Below are 20816 nucleotides of genomic sequence, written 5' to 3'. Positions count from 1 at the left end.
CCGACCGTGGGACCGTCTCTCGCTCCGGCTACGGAAGCGGGCGCTGCCGCCACCACCACGGAAGCGCCCGACGCCGGTACCTCCGAAGCACGCAAACCCGGCTTTGAGGTACGGCTGGCCAACTTCACGGGCCCGTTCGATCTCCTGCTTGGCCTGATCTCCAAGCACAAGATGGACATCACCGAAGTGGCGTTGGCCACCGTCACCGATGAGTTCATCAAGTACATCCGCCGGCTCCAGGAACTGGGGGAGGACTGGGCGCTGGACGAAGCCAGCGAGTTTCTGGTCATCGCCGCCACTCTGCTGGACCTCAAGGCCGCGCGACTCCTGCCGGCCGGTGAGGTGGAGGACGCCGAGGATATTGCGCTCCTGGAGGCGAGGGACCTCCTGTTCGCCCGCCTCCTGCAGTACAAGGCTTTCAAGCAGGTAGCCGGGATCCTGGGCGAAACCCTGGAACAGGAAGCGCGTCGTTATCCGCGCCAAGTCGCCTTGGAAGTCCATTTTGCCGCGCTGCTGCCCGAACTCGTATGGCGCCATACCCCGGAACAGTTCGCGGAACTTGCCGCCAAGGCGCTGAAACCCAAGGATGCGGCTCCAGCTGAGGTGGGTCTGGACCATCTCCACGCTCCGCCGGTCAGCGTCAGGGAGCAGGCTGAGATCATGGGCTACCGCCTGAAACTGGGCGCGCCCTTGTCCTTCCAGACGTTGATAGCCGACGCCGAAACCACCCTGGTGGTCGTGGCACGCTTCCTTGCATTGCTGGAAATGTTCCGGGACCGCGTGGTGGCTTTCGAGCAGCCCGAACCCTTGGCAGAGTTGACGGTTCGGTGGACCGGCGACGACGCCGGGTGGGACAGTTCCAGCCTGAGCGAAGAGTATGAAACTGGCGTCGTGCCGGAAGACGGAGAGTACAGCAGTGAATGAGCAGGAAACGGCCCAGGAGGGGCTGGCTGACCTGGAAGCGCTGCCCGGCGGTGCGCGGGCAGCCTTGGAGGCGGTGCTCATGGTCATCGACGAGCCTGCTACCTCGGAAGAGTTGGCCGCCGGACTCAACGTGACGGTCTCCGTCGTCGAGGATTTGCTGCATGACCTGCAACGGGAGTATAGCGGCTATACTGTTAAAGCCCCGGACGTGGATGCTGTCGGCTTTGCCGATGCCAGCACTGCACCCCGGGGTTTTGAATTGCGGAATGTCGCCGGCGGGTGGCGCATCTATTCACGGTCGGACTTTGCCGACATCGTGGGCAGGTTCGTACTCGAAGGGCAGACCACCAGGCTCACTCAAGCAGCGCTTGAAACCCTGGCGGTCATTGCTTATCGGCAACCGGTCTCCAGGGCCCGGGTGTCTGCCATTCGTGGCGTCAACGTCGATTCGGTAGTCCGGACCCTCACCCAACGGGGTTTGATCGAGGACTCCGGAAACGATCCCGAATCCGGGGCTGTCCTGTACCGGACAACCTCGTACTTCCTGGAGCGGATGGGCATAGGCTCAGTGGCTGAACTGCCACAGCTTTCGCCACACCTTCCAGGTTTGGAAGGGATTGACGAGTACTACGACGCCAGCCGGATGTAGCCACAGGCCATGCCCGGCACCGCAAGAAAACTTCATATGGATTCACGGCACCTTCAGGGTGCACAGCGACAAGGGGCAGACGATGTCTGCCCGGCTGGCTAGTGTTGATTGCAGCACGGAAAGCCGGCCATTACTACACAAGGACGGGTCATGACACAGGCGGGACGCCAGAGTTCACCACGTAACAGTTCGGGACGCAACAGTTCTGGACGCAATGAGGCCAAGGGCGGCGCAGGGCGCACCAACGCCGGCGGCTTCTCCGGCCGCGGCGGCAGCGCCGGCGCTGGAAAGCGCAACTTCACCCAGGGCGAGGGCCGCCCCTTCAAGGCTCCGAAGCCGCGCGAAGCGGCACCATTCGATCCTGACAACCCCACAACTGCGGGCGACTTCGACCGTGGCCAGGCAGCCAGGCCCGCGAAGCCCTTCCGCAAGCCCGGCTCCAACAAGCCCGGCTTTGGCAAGGCACCCGGTACGCCGGGCGCACTGAAGCCCAAGGCCAAGCCTGCCAGGCAGTACGGCTCCAAGGCATTCGGCAGCGAACGATTCGGCCAGAACCTCGGTCCCATCCGCAAGCCGGGCCGCAACCGCGGTCCTCGTCAGGAAGTCCCGCAGTCGGACCTTCACGATGTTGACGGCGTACGCCTGCAGAAGGTCATGGCCCAAGCCGGCGTGGCTTCACGCCGCGTCTGTGAGGAAATGATCCTCGAGGGACGCGTGGAGGTTGATGGCGTAGTGACCACCGAGCTTGGTATGCGCGTGGATCCCACAGCTGCCGTGATCCACGTCGATGGCATCCGGATCCAGCTCGACGAAACCCTCGTCTATATGGTCTTCAACAAGCCCAAGGGCGTCGTCTCCACCATGGAGGACCCCGAAGGCCGTCCCTGCATCAGCGACTTCCTGAAGAACAACAAGAACAAGGGCGAACGCCTGTTCCACGTTGGCCGTCTCGACGTCGCCACTGAGGGGTTGCTGCTGCTGACGAACGACGGCGAACTCGCCAACCGCTTGACGCACCCTTCCTATGAGGTACCCAAGACGTACCTCGTCCAGGTGCGTGGACCGTTCCCGCAGGGCGTGGGCGCGAAGCTGAAGAACGGCGTCGAGCTCGAAGACGGTGTTGCCGCAGTGGACTCGTTCCGGTTGGTGGACTCCACCCCGGGCCACGTCCTGATCGAGGTTGTGCTCCACTCAGGCAAGAACCGCATTGTGCGCCGCATGTTTGACGCCGTCGGGTTCCCGGTGGAACGCCTTGTCCGCGTGAAGGTCGGCCCCATTGGCTTGGGCGACCAGCGCCAGGGCAGCATCCGCAACCTCGGCAGGCAGGAAGTCGGACACCTCCTGGCATCTGTAGGGCTCTAGGGCATGTCGGCATTCGGTACGCACGGCCGGGGCCATCTTGATGGCCCGGTCGTCGTTCTCGGTACGGGCTTGCTGGGGGCCAGCATTGGTCTCGGGCTGCGCGGGCGCGGAGTTCCGGTCTTCCTGTCCGATCCTTCGCCCACCAATCAGGCGGTCGCGGTGGATATCGGAGCGGGACGGCCGTTGGGCGAGTTGGGCGAAGAACCCCAGCTGGTAGTTGTCGCGGCTCCGCCGGACGTTACCGCCGACGTCGTGCAGAAGGCTCTGGCGGACTACCCGTCCGCCGTCGTCGTTGACATCGCGAGCGTGAAAGCGACCATTCAGGCGCAGCTGCGCGAGCGTGGTGTGGACCTGTCCCGCTACGTGGGGACGCATCCTATGGCCGGCCGTGAGAAGTCAGGCCCGGTTGCTGCCCGGGGAGAGCTTTTCACCTCCATGCCGTGGGTTGTATGCCCGTCCGGGGAAACCTCTGATGCAGCGCTTCAGGCTGCCCGGTCGCTGGCCGGGGATCTTGGGGGAATCGTCTCCCAGTTCACGGCAGACGAACACGATGAAGCTGTGGCCCTGGTATCGCATTTGCCCCAGATCATGTCCTCGCTGCTGGCGAGCCGTCTGCAGGGTACTCCGCTGCATGCCCTTTCCCTGGCAGGCAACGGGCTCCGGGACACTACCCGCATCGCCGCCAGCGATCCCACCCTTTGGGTGCAGATCCTGGGAGGCAATGCGGAAAAAGTGGTTTCCATCCTGCATGGCGTTCGCGAAGACCTGAACCGCCTGATCGGAACGCTTGAAGAGCCGTTGGCGCCCGGCGCGCGGCTGGATCTTGCGCAGCTGATCAGTGAAGGCAATGCAGGGCAGGCGAGGATCCCCGGTAAGCACGGCGGGCCTCCGCAGGCCTACTCGTGGCTCACCATCCTGGTGGACGACACACCGGGCCAGATCGCCCGCCTCCTCACGGAGATCGGCGAGATTGGCGTGAACCTCGAGGACCTCCGGCTCGACCATTCGTCGGGACAAAACGTGGGCATGGTGGAGCTCTCCGTGCTTCCCAGCAAGCACGACCTCCTTGTTGAAGCTTTGACTGACCGTGGATGGCGGGTACTCCAGTAATGACGCGTGAATTTTTTGGACCGGAGACGGTAGCCCGCCCGGGCAAGCCGCTGGTGATTGCCATCGACGGCCCGTCCGGATCGGGTAAATCCAGCGTCAGCAAGGAAGTTGCCCGGCGCTTGAAGCTGGCCTACCTGGATACGGGTGCCATGTACCGGGCCCTGACCTGGTACTGCCTCAAGACCGGCGTTGACCTCCAGGACGGCGCAGCAGTGGAGCAGGCTTCCAAGGCCATGCCGTTGGAGATCAGCACCAGCACCGCAACGGAGTACGTGGCAGTGGATGGCACCGACGTCACGGACGAAATCCGGGATCCCTTGATCTCCTCGTCCGTCAGCGCTGTTGCTACTACGCTCGGTGCCCGCACCGAGCTCATCCGCCGCCAACGTGAGCTGATCGACCAGCACCACCACCGCATGGTGGTCGAAGGTCGGGACATCACCACCGTCGTCGTGCCCAATGCCGAGGTCCGCATGCTCCTGACCGCCAGCGAGGAAGCCAGGCTTCGGCGCCGGGGTATCCAGCTGGGTGGCACCCAGAGCAAAGAGCAGTTGGCAGCCCAGGTCACCCAGCGTGACGCCAAGGACTCCACGGTGGTGAACTTCACCCAGGCAGCTGATGGCGTGGTGACGCTCGATTCCTCGGACCTGAACTTCGAGGAAACAGTGGAGACCGCCCTGGCGATCGTCAGCAAGGTGATCTATGGCGACTAAGGAACAAGGACACGGGCTTCCCGCTCCGTGGACCAAAGTGTGGAGCCGCCCCGTCGGGTGGTTCCTGGACCATGTCATGTACCGGACCGTCGTGACGGGCAAAAGCAACGTGCCCGCCGGCGGACCGGTGATTTTCGCCGCGAACCACATCAGCTTCCTCGATGGGCCCGTGATGTTCGGAGCCTCCCCGCGGCCGATGCACATCCTCGTTAAGAAGGAGATGTTCAGGGGCTTCCTTGGAGCTGTCCTGCGGGGCTCCGGACAGATTCCGGTGGACCGTTCGGGGGATCGGGCCGCCCTGCATCTCGGCAAGCAACTGCTCGACGACGGCCGTTGCGTCGGGATTCTTCCGGAAGGCACGCGGGGGAGCGGTGCAGCCGAAAGCATCAGCAACGGGGTTGCCTGGCTTGCCATTAACTCCGGAGCAACAGTCATACCGGTCGCCATCCTCGGAACCCGCCAGGGCGACGAGCACCGCGACCATATCCCCAAACCACGCCGCAAGCTCCACGTGAGCTTCGGCGAACCCATCACGGTGAAGCGCCGGAAGGGCGAACCGGGGCGTGTTTCAATGGACAGGGCGGCTGCGGAAATCCGTGAAGCCCTGGCCGATCACGTCCAGGATGCCATCCGGGCCACAGGCCAGGGCCTTCCCCAGGATCCTGCACCCGGAGAATCCACTCCGCAGCACCGCCATACAGCAGTAGCCGGGACGCCGGCAGACCACCCCTAAGGAAAGTGCAATGAGCGATACGACTCAAAAATCCGGCCTCCACGGAGCCGGCGACGACGAATACACGCCCACCGGCACCGACCAGGTGGCTGAAAACCTGGCTGCCCTGGACGATGACGAGGCCGAGCTCCGCGCGGCCACCCTCCGGGCCGGCCTGGACGACTACGATCTCGACGACGAGGATGCCGCACTTCTCAGCGGTGAATACGGCGATGAAGGAGACGAAGGTCCCCTTAAACTGGACCCCGTGCTGGCCATCATCGGACGCCCCAACGTGGGCAAGTCCACGTTGGTCAACCGCATCCTGGGCCGCCGCGAAGCCGTGGTGGAGGACACCCCGGGCGTTACCCGCGACCGCGTCATGTACTCGGCCCGCTGGAACGGCCGCAACTTCACCTTGGTTGATACCGGTGGATGGGAGCACGATGCCAAGGGCATCCACGCCCGCGTAGCCGAGCAGGCCGAGATGGCCGTTGAGCTTGCCGACGCCGTTCTCTTTGTGGTGGATTCCGCCGTTGGCGCCACGGCCACGGACGAGGGCGTCATGAAGATGCTCCGCAAGAGCAAGAAACCGGTCATCATGGTGGCAAACAAGGTGGATGACTTCGCACAGGAAGCTGATTCGGCAACGCTGTGGGGCCTGGGCTTCGGGGAACCGTACCCGGTATCGGCACTGCACGGACGTGGCGTTGCCGACCTCCTGGACCATGTCATGGATACCCTTCCCGAGTTCTCCCTGGTGGAAGGCGTTGAGCGCTCCGGCGGTCCGCGCCGTATCGCCTTGATCGGCCGTCCTAACGTTGGCAAGTCCTCGCTGCTGAACAAGCTTGCAGGCTCTGAGCGCGTCGTGGTGGATCCCCTGGCCGGCACCACGCGTGATCCCGTGGACGAATTCATCGAACTTGGCGACCGCACGTGGCGTTTCGTGGACACTGCAGGTATCCGCCGCCGCCAGCACATGGCCCAGGGCGCCGATTTCTACGCTTCCCTGCGGACGCAGGCCGCGCTCGAAAAGGCGGAGGTCGCCGTCGTGCTTCTTGCCGTCGACGAGGTCCTCAGCGAGCAGGATGTCCGCATCCTTCAGCTGGCCATTGAATCCGGCCGTGCGCTGGTCCTCGCCTTCAACAAGTGGGACCTGCTGGACGACGAACGCCGCCGCTACCTGGAACGCGAAATCGAGCAGGACCTGGCGCACGTTGAGTGGGCGCCCCGCGTCAACATCTCCGCCAAGACCGGCTGGCACAAGGACCGCCTGGTTCCTGCCCTGGACATCGCACTGGAGAGCTGGGACCGCCGCATCCCCACGGGCCGCCTCAACGCGTTCCTCGGCGAGCTCGTCGCTGCACACCCGCACCCGGTCCGTGGTGGCAAGCAGCCCCGCATCCTCTTTGGCACCCAGGCTTCCAGCCGCCCGCCGAAGTTCGTGCTCTTCACCACCGGGTTCCTGGACCCCGGCTACCGTCGCTTCATCACTCGTCGCCTCCGCGAAACGTTCGGCTTCGAGGGCACGCCCATCGAGGTCAACATGCGCGTCCGCGAGAAGCGTGGCAAGAAGCGCTAAGTGAGACGGGCATCACAGCCGAGTTTGGCTGTGATGGCGTCTCCGGCCTCCAACTTCGTGTAAGCTTTTGGAGGTGGTTCGGCCGGACTGCTTAGGTGGGACTCTTCGGAGGAAAACTTAGGCGGAGAACGGTGGAACCAGCGGGCTGTAGCGCAGCTTGGTAGCGCACTTGACTGGGGGTCAAGGGGTCGCAGGTTCAAATCCTGTCAGCCCGACAATGAAGGACCGGAATCACGCGGAGACGCGGGATTCCGGTCCTTTCTTGTTTCCGGCCTTATTCGTTTCACCCGGCGTTCAGCGTCGGGTGAAACGGCGGGTGGCGGGGTAGGGCTAAACCCTCTGCAGCGCTCCGAGTGCCCGCACCAACGGTTCAAGCTCCGGCACGGATTCGGCAGCCTCAAGGGCGGAGGCCAGCGTTTCATCATGGACAGGCTTGGCGGCCTCGAGCAGTTTCTGGCCGGTCATTGTGAGCTCGGTGTAGATGCCGCGGCGGTCGTCGGCGCACAGGATGCGGGTGAGCAGGCCGCGGTCCTCCAGGCGGTTGACCAGGCGGGTGGTAGCGCTGCTGGACAGGGCAGTGGCGCGGGCCAGCTGCTGCATCCTCATGTGCCAGCCGTCCTGGCGGCTCAGGGCATCCAATACCGTGTACTCCACTACCGACAGGTCGCTTGAAGCCTGGAGCGCTTTCTCCAGCTCCGCCTCGATGCTTCCATGCAGGGCGGCAAGGGTCCGCCAACCCTGTGCCCTTACTTCTACGGCGTCATCCTTGATGCCCATGTTTGCTGTGCTCCTGACTTGATGTCGTGTAGATCGGGACGCCCGAACTAGTTGCTTGCGCAAGTATCTAGCGTGTGCAACTATATATAAAGCGTCTGCAACTATATTCTACGGTTCCTGTCGACGCACTTCCACTTCACGCGGGAACCGACCATCTAAGGAGTTCCACATGCCCGCAGGGTTGATTGCCCTTGCCCTCGGCGGATTCGGCATCGGACTGACTGAGTTCGTCATCATGGGCCTCTTGCCCGAGGTTGCCACCGATTTCCAGGTCAGCGAGGCTTCGGCCGGCTGGTTCATCTCCGGCTATGCCCTGAGCGTTACGGTGGGCGCCCTCCTGGTCACCGCCGCCGTCACCAGGCTGCCGCGCAAGCCTGTTCTCATCGGTCTGCTCGTACTGTTTATTGCCGGCAACTTCCTATCCGCAATCGCCGACAGCTACACGTCGATGCTCTTGGGGCGCATTGTGGCCGCGCTCTGCCACGGCGCCTTCTTCGGCATCGGTTCGGTGGTGGCCGCCAGCCTGGTTCCGGCCCACAAGAAAGCCGGAGCCATCGCCATCATGTTTACGGGCCTTACTGCCGCGAACGTCCTGGGTGTGCCGTTCGGAACCCTGCTCGGCCAGAACTTTGGCTGGCGTTCAACGTTTTGGGCCATCACCATGATTGGTGTGATCGCCCTGGTGGGAATCGCGCTGATGGTTCCCAAGGCTTCCACTGAGCCCACCAAGGGACTGCGCAGTGAATTGGGCGCCTTCAAGTCAGGTCAGGTGTGGCTTTCGATCACCGTGACCGTTCTCGGCTTCGGGGGCATGTTCGGTGCCTTCACATACATCGCGTTCACGCTGACGGAAGTATCCGGATTCGAATCCGGGGCTGTGCCATGGCTCCTGGTGCTCTTCGGCGGCGGCCTGTTTGCCGGTAACTTCCTGGGCGGCAAGGCTGCCGACAAGGCCCTCGACGCTTCCCTCATTGCCATCCTCGCCGGGCTCGTCGTGGTGCTGGTCTTCTTTGCGCTGACAGCCTCCAGCAGTATCGCCACACTGGTATCCCTTGCGCTGATGGGCGGTTTTGGGTTCGCCACAGTTCCAGGACTCCAGATGCGGGTCATGCACTTCGCGTCTACTGCACCTACGCTGGCGTCCGGCGCCAACATCGGTGCCTTCAACCTGGGCAACGCCCTCGGGGCGTGGCTGGGCGGCGTGACCATCACCGCCGGCCTGGGATACACCTCGCCCATCTGGGCCGGTGCCGGCATTACCGTCGCTGCATTGCTGGTCATGGTCCTTGCTTCCGCTGCCGCCAAGCGCGGGGGAGTCGCGGCAGTTGCTGCAACGCCCGACGTCGAACGCGAGCCACGCGAGGCTACCGTCGCCTGACGTGTGCCAACAGCAAAAGAAGCCCGCCGCGGATTGTTCCGCGGCGGGCTTCGTGTTGTGGGGTGCTCTAGGCGTTTGGTGTGGGTCCCTGCGTCTGCGCTGCTGCGGTTTTCGCCGCCTTGACGCGCTGGCTCTCCGCCTGCTTCAGCGCCTTCATTTGTTTGCCCCGTCGCCGCCAAAGAGCCCACAGGACTGTGACGGCGATGAAGACCACCACTGCCGCAATGGCCGAAACGGCAGTCCAGGTTGTAAAGAAGCCGGCGTCCACACTCAACGTCCGCTGGCCTGCATGGGCTGATTCCGTAGTGCCAAAGGCAATACCGGCGGTCAAGAGGTTGGGGGTGGCGATGGCGACTGCCACCAGGACAATGACGATCTTCCACGGCCAGGCGACTGCCTTGCGGGTGGCTTGCCAGGCCACAAGGAGGGGGATGAAAGTGAAAACAAAACCATAGAACATGCCCACCAGGACACTGGCTCCGAGATCCCGCTTGATCTGACCGGCAATGACATCGGACCACCAGCGGGGCAGAATGGCGCCCAGAATAAAGTAGGCGGCCACAGCGACAAGCAATGCCACCAGTATCAGGATTATTTTGACGCCCCAATTGCGCTTTTTCGGAGCTGGCACTTGTGCTTGTTCAGTCATGGGTCAATCATGGCAGAGACCCCCTTGGGCGCAGGGGAAATGTGCCTATACTTTCAGCGGTGGCCACCAGCACAGGCCGCCGTCGAGGTTCGTCATTGTCCCGATGAAAGGCCACTCGTGAGCAATATTCCAGAAGATCTTTCCTATACCGCGGAGCACGAATGGGTTACCGCTCCCGATGCCGAGGGCATTGTGCGGATTGGTATTACCGACTTTGCGCAGGACGCCCTGGGTGACGTCGTCTACGCCCAGATGCCTGAGCCCGGGACGAAGGTCACCGGCAATGAGGTGGTGGGGGAAGTCGAGTCCACCAAGAGCGTCAGCGACATCTACGCCCCCGTGAGCGGCGAGGTCATTAATCGCAATGACGCGTTGGACACCGATCCTGCGCTGATTAACTCGGATCCGTATGGCGAAGGGTGGCTCATTGAGGTCAAGCTCGCAGAAGCAGATGCAGTGGATTCCCTGCTCAGTGCATCAGAGTACGAACAACAGGTAGGCTAAAGTTATCTGGCCCGCCAGGCTGAATTTCCTTAGCGGGAAAAGCGCGACGGCGGGCCAGCAACCGATTTGCCCGGCGGTACCGGGAAGCGGAAGTGGCTGGCAGGTTTTTGAACTGCCGGCAGATGAGGAGGAAATTCCATGGTTGGCGGCGAACAGAATCAAGCCAATGTCGGGAACGGCGCGGAGGAACAGCCTACGTCGGAGACCACCTCCATCAGCATCACGCCAACGTGGGACGAGCCAAGCATCGCCCCCAAGTTGGCCCCTGAAGAGCGCGCATCCGTGGAAGCACTTCCGCCCAACTCGGCTTTGCTCATTGCCCACAGCGGGCCCAATGCCGGAGCGCGGTTCCTTTTGGATGCGGACACCACCACTGCGGGCCGGCACCCGGATGCGGACATCTTCCTGGATGACGTCACGGTGTCGCGCAAGCACGTCCAGTTCCTTCGCACGGCATCAGGCTTCGAACTGGTGGACATGGGCAGCCTCAACGGAACATATGTCAACCACGACCGCGTTGACCGCGTGCACCTGAAGAGCGGCAACGAGGTGCAGATCGGCAAGTTCCGGTTGACCTACTACCTGAGCCCTGTCCGCGCAGCAGGCCAAGTCTGACGGGGTACCTGCCTGTGGCTATCGCCCAGCCGGACCGCCGCGGACCGCAGGTCCTGAACATTGGGGAAGTCCTCGCCCAACTGAGTGACGACTTCCCTGGAATGACTGCGTCCAAGATTCGTTTCCTGGAGGAAAAGGGACTCATCAATCCCAAGAGGACCGCTGCAGGCTACCGGCAGTACGCGGACGGTGACGTCGAGCGCCTCCGGTTCGTCCTTGCACTTCAACGCGATCAGTACCTTCCGCTGAAAGTCATCAAGGATTACCTGGACGCCATCGATCGCGGAGAGCGCCCGGAGAATTTGCCACCCGGCGTGACAGTGGCGCCCCAAGCTGTCTCGGCCGGAATGGCTGCTGAGAGGCAAGGAAGGGCTCGGGCGCTGACCGAGGAGCAGTTGCGCTCCGAGTCGGGAGCGAGCGTGCCGTTGCTGGAATCCCTGCTGAGCTTTGGGCTCATCAGGCACGTCGGCGGCCGCTTCGATGAACACGCCCTCCAAGTGGCACGGGCCTGCGTGCAGCTTGAAGGGCACGGCCTCGAACCGCGGCACCTTCGTCCTTTCCAGGCTGCGGCAGACCGTGAGTTCGGCTTGGTGGAACGGGCCGTAGCGCCCCTGACGTCCCGCCGCGACGCCGCGTCCCAAGCCCGCGCAGCAGAAGCTGCCCGCGAGATCAGTGAACTCTGCCTCACTCTTCACAGGGCGCTCGTCCATGATCGCATCTCCCGGATGGACAGCTGATGATCGAAGTCGAAATCGTAGGCGTCCGCATTGAATTGCCGTCCAACCAACCCCTGGTGCTCCTTCGCGAACTCAATGGCGAACGGCATGTGCCTATCTGGATCGGCACCCCGGAAGCCAGTGCCATCGCTTTGGCCCAGCAGGGAGTGGTTCCGCCCAGGCCCATGACGCACGACCTCCTGGTGGACGTTGTCGAATCGTTGGGGCACTCCATCATCAGCGTCAACATCGTTGCTGTTGAGGACAACATCTTTTACGGACAACTGCAGTTCGACGACGGCACTGTGGTCAGTTCCCGGGCTTCGGACGCGCTGGCGCTGGCTCTCCGGGCCAAGTGCCGCATTTGGTGCGCAGATGCCGTGATGGAAGAAGCCGGCGTCCGGATCACCGAACACGACGAAGGCGAAGACTCCGAGCCGGATCCCAGCGTGGACGAAGAACGGGAAATGCGCCGCTTCAGGGAGTTCCTGGACGACGTGGAACCCGAAGACTTCGAAGGCTGAGACACCCTAAGCCTAAAGTTGAGGGTGAAAGTTTCGACACGACTGGAAATTGGGGCCAAGGTCTTTGACCTCGGCCCCCGACGGGCCTAACGTCGAAGATATCAAGTTCCCGTTGCATACACTGCCTGCGCAAGTCACACTGGAAGGTGCGGGCTTGTGGGAATTACACTGCTGCATTTCAGTGTTGTAACAGGGTATGCACCGTCCCCAAGGGAACTGAGAACAAGGAGGTCACGTGAGTCCGAAAGGCGAAGCAGGCGAGCTGAAGCAGGCCTCGACCGGCATTGCTGCGCCCGCATCCGGCGCCCAAGGTTTACTCTTCACAGAGGACCTTCCTGTGCTGGACGAGGACGCGGGCTACCGCGGTCCCACCGCATGCAAAGCCGCAGGCATCACGTACCGTCAACTTGATTACTGGGCCCGCACGGGCCTGGTGGAGCCGGCTGTGCGCGGCGCGGCCGGATCAGGGTCCCAGCGTCTCTACGGATTCCGCGACATCCTGGTTCTCAAAGTGGTCAAGCGACTCCTTGATACAGGTGTTTCCCTGCAGCAGATCCGAACCGCCGTGGAGCACCTCCGTGAGCGGGGTGTTGAGGACCTTGCGCAGATTACCCTGATGAGCGACGGCGCAAGTGTCTATGAATGTACCTCTGCGGACGAAGTCATTGACCTTGTCCAAGGCGGACAGGGCGTCTTCGGCATCGCCGTTGGACGCGTATGGCGGGAAGTAGAGGGAAGCCTGGCCGCACTTCCGAGCGAGCACGCCGTGGAGCAGTCCTTTCCCGACGACGAGTTGAGCAAGCGCCGCGTGGCCCGACGCATCAGCTGAACGCCGGCACGGCGCAGCAAATCCCGAACCGCAGCAAAGCTTAAAGAGAAAGAGCCTCTTCCCATCAGGGAGGAGGCTCTTTCCATTGGCGGAAACCCTGCGGTTCCGAGGCTGATTTCAGCCACGGCGCATCAGTCAGCGCTGCCGGCGGTCCCGCAAGGATGGCTGTCCCGCCAAGAGGCTCTCCAGGAGCGCATCGAACAGCTTGGCGGAGTTCTTGGCTGAATCACCGGGCCAGTGGTGCACGGAGTGGGCTGCACCCTGGATCTGCTGCCAATTCGCCTGTTCCGGAATGTGGGGAGTCAGCAGCAGGTCACCGAACATGGACTCCATCTCCGCCAGGCGGAAGGTGTGCTCTGCGGAGCCTGTCCTGACCCGGTTGGCTACGATGCCGGCGGGAGCCAGATTGGGAGCAAACTCCTGCCGGAAGAGTTGAATGGCCCGCATGGTGCGTTCAGTACCGGCCACGGAGAAAAGCCCGGGCTCAGCTACAAGGACCACCCGGTCACTGGCGCTCCACGCCATGCGCGTCAACCCGTTGAGGGACGGAGGGCAGTCCACCAGGACCAGCTCGTAATTGGTGGTGCCGGCCAGTACTGCTGACAGCCTGCGGAGGTCGCGCCGCCCCAGGTCCGGGCGGTCATAGATGCCGGTGAACGCTGAACCTACTGCGACATCAAGGGTGCCGTCGCGGGAACCGTTGGAAACCCAGCTGCTGCCCGCCACGTTTTCCTGGAGACGGGCCTTGCGGGGGCTTTTCAGCATCCGGCCAATGTCGAGTTGCCCGCCAGGCTGAACCCCCAGTGCCGTGGTGGCGTCGGCGTGGGGATCGAGGTCCACCACCAGGGTAGGAATGCCGGCGGCAAGGGCCGCGGACGCCAGACCAGTGGTCACGGACGTCTTTCCCACTCCACCTTTGAGGCTGCTGATGCTGACTACTTGCACTTGAAAACCCAAAACCTAACGCCGGTTGCCGTATCGCGCTGATTCGGCTCCGGAAGCGCCGGAGCCGGGGCTTGCCGAAGCCCCCTCAACATCATATGGTGCATCGCGGCCGAATCCCGCTTTCTACGCGCCCGGCCGCGGGAGACAAGGGCGGCAATAGCATGCCGTCGGATCGCGCGCACGCATATACGGCCCACATGACGATTCCTTTGTGATGGTTGCCACAAAGATTTGTGTTTGATGCTGGCGGCACTACACACTGTGACCACCGACCGATCCACCCGCAATGATGCAGGAGAAGTATGTTTTCGAAAATTCTGGTGGCCAATCGCGGCGAAATCGCGATCAGGGCGTTTCGCGCTGGTTATGAACTGGGCGCCAAGACCGTAGCCGTCTTCCCGCACGAGGACCGCAACTCGATCCACCGGCAGAAGGCCGACGAAGCTTACCTGATCGGCGAGGTGGGCCATCCCGTCCGCGCCTACCTGGACGTGGAGGAGGTTGTCCGCGTCGCCAAGGAAGCCGGCGCAGACGCCATCTACCCCGGCTATGGCTTCCTCTCGGAGAACCCGGACCTCGCACGTGCTGCCAAAGCAGCGGGAATTACCTTCGTGGGCCCGCCTGCGGAGGTGCTGGAACTCGCCGGCAACAAGGTTGCAGCCTTGGAAGCCGCCCGCAAGGCCGGTGTGCCCGTCTTGAAGTCCAGCCAGCCTTCCAAGGACCTTGACGAGCTCATCGCGGCTGCGGACGACATTGGGTTCCCCATCTTCGCCAAGGCTGTCGCCGGTGGTGGCGGCCGCGGAATGCGCCGCGTTGAGACGCGCGAAGCCCTCCCGGAGGCCTTGCAGTCCGCCATGCGCGAGGCTGACGCTGCGTTCGGCGATCCCACCATGTTCCTTGAGCAGGCCGTGCTTCGTCCCCGGCACATCGAAGTGCAAATCCTGGCTGACGCCGAGGGCAATGTCATGCACCTCTTCGAACGTGACTGTTCGCTGCAGCGCCGCCACCAGAAGGTGGTGGAAATCGCACCGGCGCCAAACCTGGATGAGAACATCCGGCAGGCGCTCTACCGCGATGCCGTAGCTTTCGCGAAAGCCCTCAACTATGTCAACGCAGGAACGGTTGAGTTCCTCGTGGACACCGAGGGTGAGCGCGCCGGCCAGCACGTGTTCATCGAAATGAACCCCCGCATCCAGGTGGAGCACACCGTCACCGAGGAAATCACGGATGTGGACCTCGTCCAGGCGCAGATGCGCATCGCCTCGGGTGAGACCCTGGCGGACCTTGGACTGAGCCAGGAGTCCGTTTCCATCAAGGGCGCCGCGCTGCAGTGCCGCATCACCACGGAAGATCCCGCCAATGGCTTCCGGCCGGACGTCGGAAAGATCACGGGATACCGCTCTGCCGGCGGTGCCGGCGTCAGGCTCGACGGCGGCACCGTTTACTCGGGTGCCGAGATCAGCCCGCACTTTGACTCCATGCTGGTCAAGCTGACCTGCCGTGGCCGGGATTACCCGGCAGCGGTGGCCCGTGCCCGCCGTGGCCTCGCAGAGTTCCGTATCCGAGGCGTGTCCACCAATATCCCGTTCCTGCAGGCTGTCCTTGCGGATCCGGACTTCAACGCCGGAAACGTGGCCACGGACTTCATCGACAAGCGCCCGGAGCTGCTGAAGTCGCACATCTCCGCCGACCGTGGCACCAAGCTGCTCACATGGTTGGCTGAGGTGACTGTGAACAAGCCGAACGGTGAACTGACGGTCCACTCAGATCCGGCCAGTAAGCTGCCGCCGATCGAGGGACCGGTTCCCACCTCAGGTTCGCGCCAGAAGCTGATGGAACTCGGGCCCGAGGGCTTCGCCAAGGCCCTTCGCGAGCAGCAGGCAGTGGCTGTCACGGACACCACCTTCCGAGACGCCCACCAGTCGCTCCTGGCCACCCGCGTCCGCACCCGTGACCTCGTCGCGGCCGGTCCGGCGGTGACTGCCCTGATGCCGGAACTCCTTTCCGTGGAAGCCTGGGGCGGTGCCACGTACGATGTCGCCCTGCGTTTCCTCGGTGAGGACCCCTGGGACCGTCTGGCCGCACTGCGCCAGGCACTTCCCAACACCTGCCTCCAGATGCTCCTCCGCGGACGCAATACCGTTGGCTACACGCCGTACCCCGAGGAAGTGACTGAGGCTTTCGTTAACGAAGCAGCAGCCACCGGCATCGATATCTTCCGTATCTTCGACGCCCTCAATGACGTCAACCAGATGGCTCCGGCCATCCGGGCCGTCCGGGCCACCGGAACCGCCGTCGCAGAAGTGGCGCTTTGCTACACGGGCAACCTCCTTGACCCCAACGAGGACCTGTACACCCTTGACTACTATCTGGACCTCGCCCAGAAGATCGTCGACGCCGGTGCACACATCCTCGCCATCAAGGACATGGCAGGCCTGTTGCGTCCGGCTGCGGCCACAAAGCTGGTGACGGCGTTGCGCGAGCGCTTCGACCTGCCGGTGCATCTCCACACGCACGACACCGCCGGCGGGCAGCTCGCGACCCTCCTGGCTGCCGTCGAAGCCGGCGTGGACGCCGTTGACGTCGCAGCTGCCTCCCTTGCCGGGACCACCAGCCAGCCTGCCGCTTCTGCCTTGGTGGCAGCCTTGGCCAACACCCCGCGGGACACCGGCCTCAACCTGACCAACGTCGGCGCCATGGAGCCATACTGGGAAGCGGTCCGCCGCGTCTACGCCCCCTTCGAGTCAGGCCTGCCGGGCCCCACAGGCCGTGTGTACCAGCACGAAATCCCGGGCGGCCAGCTGTCCAACCTCCGCCAGCAGGCTATTGCCCTGGGGCTGGGGGAGCAGTTTGAAGCCATTGAGGACATGTACACCGCTGCCGACCGCATCCTGGGCCGGCTGGTCAAGGTGACGCCGTCCTCCAAGGTGGTGGGTGACCTCGCCCTGCACCTGGTTGGGTTGAACGCTGATCCGGCGGACTTCAACGAGAACCCCCAGAACTACGACATCCCTGACTCCGTGATCGGTTTCCTGTCCGGCGAACTCGGAGATCCTCCCGGAGGCTGGCCCGAGCCGTTCCGTACCAAGGCGCTGCAGGGCCGCAGCGTCAAGGTCCGCGATGTGGATATCAGCGCCGAAGACAGCGCTGCGCTCAAGGCCGATTCCACGACGCGCCAGCACACGCTGAACCGCTTGCTCTTCGCCGGTCCCACCAAGGACTACCTGAAGAGTGTGGAGACCTACGGCAACATCTCCGTGCTGGATACCCGTGACTACCTCTACGGTTTCCAGCAAGGCTCAGAGCATGTGATTGAGCTGGAAAAGGGCGTCCGCCTTATTGCCCAGCTCGAAGCAGTGTCCGAAGCCGATGAGAAGGGCATGCGCACGGTGATGTGCACGCTCAACGGCCAGTCCCGCCCGGTGGTTGTCCGTGACCGTTCGGTAGTCAGCAACGTCAAGGCAGCAGAGAAGGCCGATCCTGCCCAGCCGGGCCAGGTTGCAGCCCCGTTCGCGGGTGCCGTGACGGTCACGGTCAAGGCGGGCGACGTAGTCAACGCAGGCGATACGGTGGCCACCATTGAGGCCATGAAGATGGAAGCATCCATTACGACGCCGGTAGCAGGCACAGTCTCACGCCTGGCCATATCTTCGGTGGAGCAGGTCCAAGGTGGCGACTTGCTGCTGGTGATCGGCTAGCAATCCACCCATAAAAGTACCCCGTCCGGAAATGTCCGGACGGGGTACTTTTTTGTCGTGGTTCTCTAGGAAGCGCGAGGAGCCGAGTACATTTCCTCGATCACGGCGTTGAAGTCCTTCATGACCTGTGCCCGCTTGACCTTGAGGGACGGTGTGAGGTGCCCTGAGGCTTCCGTAAAGTCCGCCGGAACAATCCGGAAAGACTTGATGGCCTCAGCCTGGGACACTGACTGGTTGGCCTTGCTGATGAGTTCCTGAACCGCAGCTTTCACTACTGCGTGGTCTGCGGCCTCGCCCAGCGACGTGCTGGATGGCAGCCCGTGGCGTTCCAACCAGCCCGGGAGGGCTTCCTCATCGAGGGTGACCAGAGCGCCGATGAAGGGGCGGTTGTCTCCCACCACCAAAACCTGGGAGACCAGTGCATCAGCGCGGATCTGGTCCTCAAGCAACGCGGGAACCACGTTCTTGCCGCCGGCCGTCACGATGATTTCCTTCTTGCGGCCAGTGATCTTGAGGAATCCGTTGCTGTCCAACTCGCCAATATCGCCGGTGCGGAACCAACCGTCGGCGAAGGTCTCTTCCGTGAGGTCTTCGCGCTTGTAGTAGCCGCGCATGACGCAGACTCCCTTGGCGAGGATTTCGCCGTCGTCGGCAATCTTGACGGAGTTCCCGGGCAGGGGAGCCCCAACGGTGCCAATCCTGATCATGGAAGGCGTATTGACGGAGATGGGCGCGGTTGTTTCGGTCAGTCCGTAACCTTCCAGGATCTGCAGGCCAATGCCCTGGAAGAAGTGGCCAAGGCGTTCACCCAGGGGGCCGCCGCCCGACACAGCGTGGGCCACCTGCCCACCCATGGCCGCGCGGAGTTTGCCGTAAACCAATTTGTCGAACACTGCGTGCTTGATCTTCAGGCCGAGGCCCAGCGAACCTGCCTCGCGGGCTTTGGAGTAGGCGATCGCGGTGTCCACGGCGCGGTGGAAGATGGCACCCTTGCCGCCGTCTTCAGCCTTGGTCAATGCCGAGTTGTACACCTTCTCGAAGACACGGGGCACGGCAAGGATGAACGTTGGTTGGAAGCTTTGGAGGTCGGCCAGCAGGTTCTTGATGTCCGGGGTGTGGGCTACCTGGACGCCGCCCGCCACGGCAAGCACGGAGATGAACCGTGCAAAGACGTGGGCCAGGGGCAGGAACATAATGGTCTTTCCCGACTCATTGATGATCTCGGGAAGGGACGCGCGGGCATTCTCGGAGAGCTCCACAAAGTTGCCGTGGGTCAATTCGCAGCCCTTGGGCCTGCCGGTGGTGCCGGAGGTGTAGATGATGGTGGCGAGGTCGGCCAGGCCCGCGGAGGAGCGGCGGGACTCGAGTTCGTCGTCGGGTACGCCTGCCCCGGCTGCCCGCAGGGCATCCAGGCCCGCACCCTCAAGCTGCCAGACGTGGGCCACCGAGCTGATGTCCTCGGCTGCTACTGCCTGGCGTATGACGTCCTCGTGGTGTGCTGCTTCGCCGAACGCTGCCACCGCACCTGAGTCCCCCAGGTTCCAGGCCACCTGGGAGGGAGATGACGTTTCATAGATTGGGACCGAGACTGCTCCGGCGAACCAGATGGCGAAGTCCACCAAGGACCATTCGTAACGGGTCCGGGACATGATGCCCACCCGGTCGCCGGTGGCCACGCCGCTGGCAATCAGGCCCTTTGCCAGGGCCCTGACATCAGCGAGGAAGTCCGTGGCCCGGATGTCCTGCCACTGCCCATTGCTGTCCAGCTTGGAGAACAACGCTGGGTTTGACGCCTTTTCTGCTTCCCGGATCACGAAGTCCGTGATGTTGGTTTCCGGGGCGATGTTGACGAGGGGAGGAACACTGATTTCACGCACGGTAGCTCCTTTGATATCCACGGGCCACGAGGGGCTGCTTTCACTCTAGTATGCCCGCTCGCGGAGGTGTGTCCTATTTCACCTACTGGCGAGTAACTTTACGGATGCCCCGTCATTTCAAGCAACTCGGGGCCCCGTCGACCCGCCGATGCAGGGGCCCGCAGTCCAGCGGAATATGATGATGGGATGCCCGCACTACGGTCCTCTTTTCGTGCCAGACCCAAGCCACCGGCCTCAGCATGGAAGGACGTGCCGTGGGCTGCCCGCCGCAGCCATTTGGGCCGTCGCGGCCTGGCAATTGGAATAGACATCGGCGGCACCAAGGTTGCGGCCGGCGTGGTGGATGCCGAAGGGCGGGTCCTCGCCGAAGCCCGCAGGTCCACTCCCGGTGCCGACCCCCGGGCAGTCGAACAGACCATCGTGGAGCTGGTGGACGAACTCAGCGCCGAGCACCGCGTGGCTTCCGTCGGAATCGGCGCAGCGGGATGGATGGATCTCGACGGCGGGACTGTGCTGTTCAGCCCGCACCTTGCCTGGCGCAATGAGCCCCTCCGGGCCAGCCTGCAGAAGCTGCTGCGGCGTCCGGTCCTCCTGACGAACGACGCCGATGCCGCCGCCTGGGCCGAGTGGCGCTTCGGTGCCGGCCAGGGCGAAAGCCGCCTGGTATGCGTGACGTTGGGCACGGGCATTGGCGGGGCCATGGTCATGGATGGCCGGGTGGAACGAGGACGTTACGGCGTGGCCGGAGAATTCGGACACCAGATCATCTTCCCTGGCGGACACCGTTGCGAATGCGGGAACCGCGGGTGCTGGGAGCAGTACGCCTCCGGCAACGCCTTGGGGCGCGAGGCCCGCCAACTTGTCCGGACCAACTCACCGGAGGGCCGGGCTCTGTTGGAAAAGGCCGGCGGAACTGCAGAGAACCTCACAGGGGCAGCAGTCACGGCGTTGGCACTGGAGGGTGATGCGACATCCCGCGAACTTCTTGCAGATCAGGGCGAATGGCTGGGATTGGGATTGGCCAACCTGGCCGCTGCCCTTGACCCCGGGATGTTCGTGATCGGCGGGGGACTTTGCGATGCCGGGGAATTGCTGGCCGGACCGGCCCGGGAGTCGTTCGCGAAGAACCTCACCGGCAGGGGGTTCCGACCCATGGCGGGGATTGCGCTCGCGGCCCTCGGTCCCCGTGCCGGCATGATCGGCGCCGCGGACCTTTCACGTGTCAGCGGACGCGCCCACAGCTAAGCTGTTC

The 20816-nt window shown here is 63.4% G+C and carries 19 protein-coding genes and 1 tRNA gene; 16 read left to right on the top strand and 4 right to left on the bottom strand.

The window, feature by feature from the left end; all coding sequences use genetic code 11:
- The first annotated feature begins 6 nt into the window (after window positions 1–6).
- The 8 genes from ACIQLI_RS07555 to ACIQLI_RS07520 all read left to right on the top strand — a co-directional run bounded on the left by ACIQLI_RS07555 (window position 7) and on the right by ACIQLI_RS07520 (window position 7267).
- On the top strand, window positions 7–924 hold the full coding sequence (locus ACIQLI_RS07555) for a segregation and condensation protein A (protein WP_400386698.1): 918 nt from the start codon (window positions 7–9) through the stop codon (window positions 922–924).
- A complete protein-coding gene (locus ACIQLI_RS07550; RefSeq protein ID WP_400386695.1) occupies window positions 917–1573 on the top strand; it encodes an SMC-Scp complex subunit ScpB in 657 nt (218 codons plus the stop codon). Before ACIQLI_RS07555 ends, ACIQLI_RS07550 begins: the two co-directional genes overlap by 8 nt.
- A 150-nt stretch (window positions 1574–1723) precedes the next feature.
- A complete protein-coding gene (locus ACIQLI_RS07545; RefSeq protein ID WP_354232759.1) occupies window positions 1724–2935 on the top strand; it encodes a pseudouridine synthase in 1212 nt (403 codons plus the stop codon).
- Between the two features lie 3 nt (window positions 2936–2938).
- Complete coding sequence (locus ACIQLI_RS07540; protein ID WP_354232760.1) at window positions 2939–4045, top strand: prephenate dehydrogenase; 1107 nt, start codon at window positions 2939–2941, stop codon at window positions 4043–4045.
- Window positions 4045–4758 (top strand): (d)CMP kinase, encoded by a 714-nt coding sequence (cmk, locus tag ACIQLI_RS07535; RefSeq protein ID WP_354232761.1) that lies wholly within the window; start codon window positions 4045–4047, stop codon window positions 4756–4758. Before ACIQLI_RS07540 ends, cmk begins: the two co-directional genes overlap by 1 nt.
- Window positions 4748–5491, top strand: a complete 744-nt coding sequence (locus ACIQLI_RS07530) for a lysophospholipid acyltransferase family protein (RefSeq protein WP_400386690.1) — start codon at window positions 4748–4750, stop codon at window positions 5489–5491. The genes cmk and ACIQLI_RS07530 overlap by 11 nt, the downstream gene beginning before the upstream one ends.
- A gap of 10 nt (window positions 5492–5501) precedes the next feature.
- Window positions 5502–7052 (top strand): ribosome biogenesis GTPase Der, encoded by a 1551-nt coding sequence (gene der / locus ACIQLI_RS07525; protein WP_089594474.1) that lies wholly within the window; start codon window positions 5502–5504, stop codon window positions 7050–7052.
- Window positions 7053–7193: 141 nt separating this feature from the next.
- Window positions 7194–7267: transfer RNA gene (locus ACIQLI_RS07520), tRNA-Pro, on the top strand.
- 115 nt (window positions 7268–7382) lie between these two features.
- Here ACIQLI_RS07520 and ACIQLI_RS07515 read toward each other — a convergent pair.
- Entirely contained in the window at window positions 7383–7829 is a 447-nt protein-coding gene (locus tag ACIQLI_RS07515; RefSeq protein WP_400386687.1) for a MarR family winged helix-turn-helix transcriptional regulator, read from the bottom strand.
- A gap of 169 nt (window positions 7830–7998) precedes the next feature.
- On the opposite strand from ACIQLI_RS07515, the gene ACIQLI_RS07510 reads away from it, so the two are divergent.
- Window positions 7999–9207 (top strand): MFS transporter, encoded by a 1209-nt coding sequence (locus ACIQLI_RS07510; protein WP_400386684.1) that lies wholly within the window; start codon window positions 7999–8001, stop codon window positions 9205–9207.
- 67 nt (window positions 9208–9274) lie between these two features.
- On the opposite strand, the gene ACIQLI_RS07505 is transcribed toward ACIQLI_RS07510, so the two are convergent.
- A complete protein-coding gene (locus tag ACIQLI_RS07505; RefSeq protein ID WP_354232765.1) occupies window positions 9275–9856 on the bottom strand; it encodes a hypothetical protein in 582 nt (193 codons plus the stop codon).
- Window positions 9857–9973: 117 nt separating this feature from the next.
- On the opposite strand from ACIQLI_RS07505, the gene gcvH reads away from it, so the two are divergent.
- The 5 genes from gcvH to ACIQLI_RS07480 all read left to right on the top strand — a co-directional run bounded on the left by gcvH (window position 9974) and on the right by ACIQLI_RS07480 (window position 13044).
- Window positions 9974–10360, top strand: a complete 387-nt coding sequence (gene gcvH / locus ACIQLI_RS07500) for a glycine cleavage system protein GcvH (protein WP_354232766.1) — start codon at window positions 9974–9976, stop codon at window positions 10358–10360.
- A 138-nt stretch (window positions 10361–10498) separates the two neighbouring features.
- Window positions 10499–10975, top strand: coding sequence for an FHA domain-containing protein (locus ACIQLI_RS07495; protein ID WP_089594479.1), 477 nt, complete (start codon window positions 10499–10501; stop codon window positions 10973–10975).
- A gap of 20 nt (window positions 10976–10995) precedes the next feature.
- A complete protein-coding gene (locus ACIQLI_RS07490) occupies window positions 10996–11712 on the top strand; it encodes a MerR family transcriptional regulator (RefSeq protein ID WP_400386774.1) in 717 nt (238 codons plus the stop codon).
- Window positions 11712–12215: a bifunctional nuclease family protein gene (locus ACIQLI_RS07485; protein ID WP_026548570.1), complete on the top strand. Its 504-nt coding sequence runs from the start codon at window positions 11712–11714 to the stop codon at window positions 12213–12215. The genes ACIQLI_RS07490 and ACIQLI_RS07485 overlap by 1 nt, the downstream gene beginning before the upstream one ends.
- Window positions 12216–12450: 235 nt before the next feature.
- Window positions 12451–13044 carry a MerR family transcriptional regulator gene (locus ACIQLI_RS07480; RefSeq protein ID WP_089594480.1) on the top strand — a complete coding sequence of 198 codons (594 nt, stop codon included), beginning with the start codon at window positions 12451–12453 and terminating at the stop codon, window positions 13042–13044.
- A gap of 135 nt (window positions 13045–13179) precedes the next feature.
- Here ACIQLI_RS07480 and ACIQLI_RS07475 read toward each other — a convergent pair whose 3' ends face one another.
- On the bottom strand, window positions 13180–13989 hold the full coding sequence (locus ACIQLI_RS07475; protein WP_354232768.1) for a ParA family protein: 810 nt from the start codon (window positions 13987–13989) through the stop codon (window positions 13180–13182).
- A gap of 302 nt (window positions 13990–14291) precedes the next feature.
- Between ACIQLI_RS07475 and ACIQLI_RS07470 the strand changes: the two genes are divergently transcribed.
- Entirely contained in the window at window positions 14292–17687 is a 3396-nt protein-coding gene (locus ACIQLI_RS07470; RefSeq protein WP_400386678.1) for a pyruvate carboxylase, read from the top strand.
- A gap of 65 nt (window positions 17688–17752) precedes the next feature.
- Here ACIQLI_RS07470 and ACIQLI_RS07465 read toward each other — a convergent pair whose 3' ends face one another.
- The gene (locus ACIQLI_RS07465) at window positions 17753–19564 is read right to left on the bottom strand and encodes a long-chain fatty acid--CoA ligase (protein ID WP_354232770.1); all 1812 of its coding nucleotides are present in this window, start codon (window positions 19562–19564) and stop codon (window positions 17753–17755) included.
- 186 nt (window positions 19565–19750) lie between these two features.
- On the opposite strand from ACIQLI_RS07465, the gene ACIQLI_RS07460 reads away from it, so the two are divergent.
- On the top strand, window positions 19751–20809 hold the full coding sequence (locus tag ACIQLI_RS07460; RefSeq protein WP_354232771.1) for an ROK family protein: 1059 nt from the start codon (window positions 19751–19753) through the stop codon (window positions 20807–20809).
- Window positions 20810–20816 lie beyond the last annotated feature (7 nt).

This window comes from Paenarthrobacter sp. NPDC091669 (assembly GCF_044756725.1).
Taxonomy (GTDB): Bacteria; Actinomycetota; Actinomycetes; order Actinomycetales; family Micrococcaceae; genus Arthrobacter; species Arthrobacter bambusae_C.
Note: the sequence above shows the minus strand (reverse complement) of the source record. Positions and strands in the feature narration are given on the sequence as shown.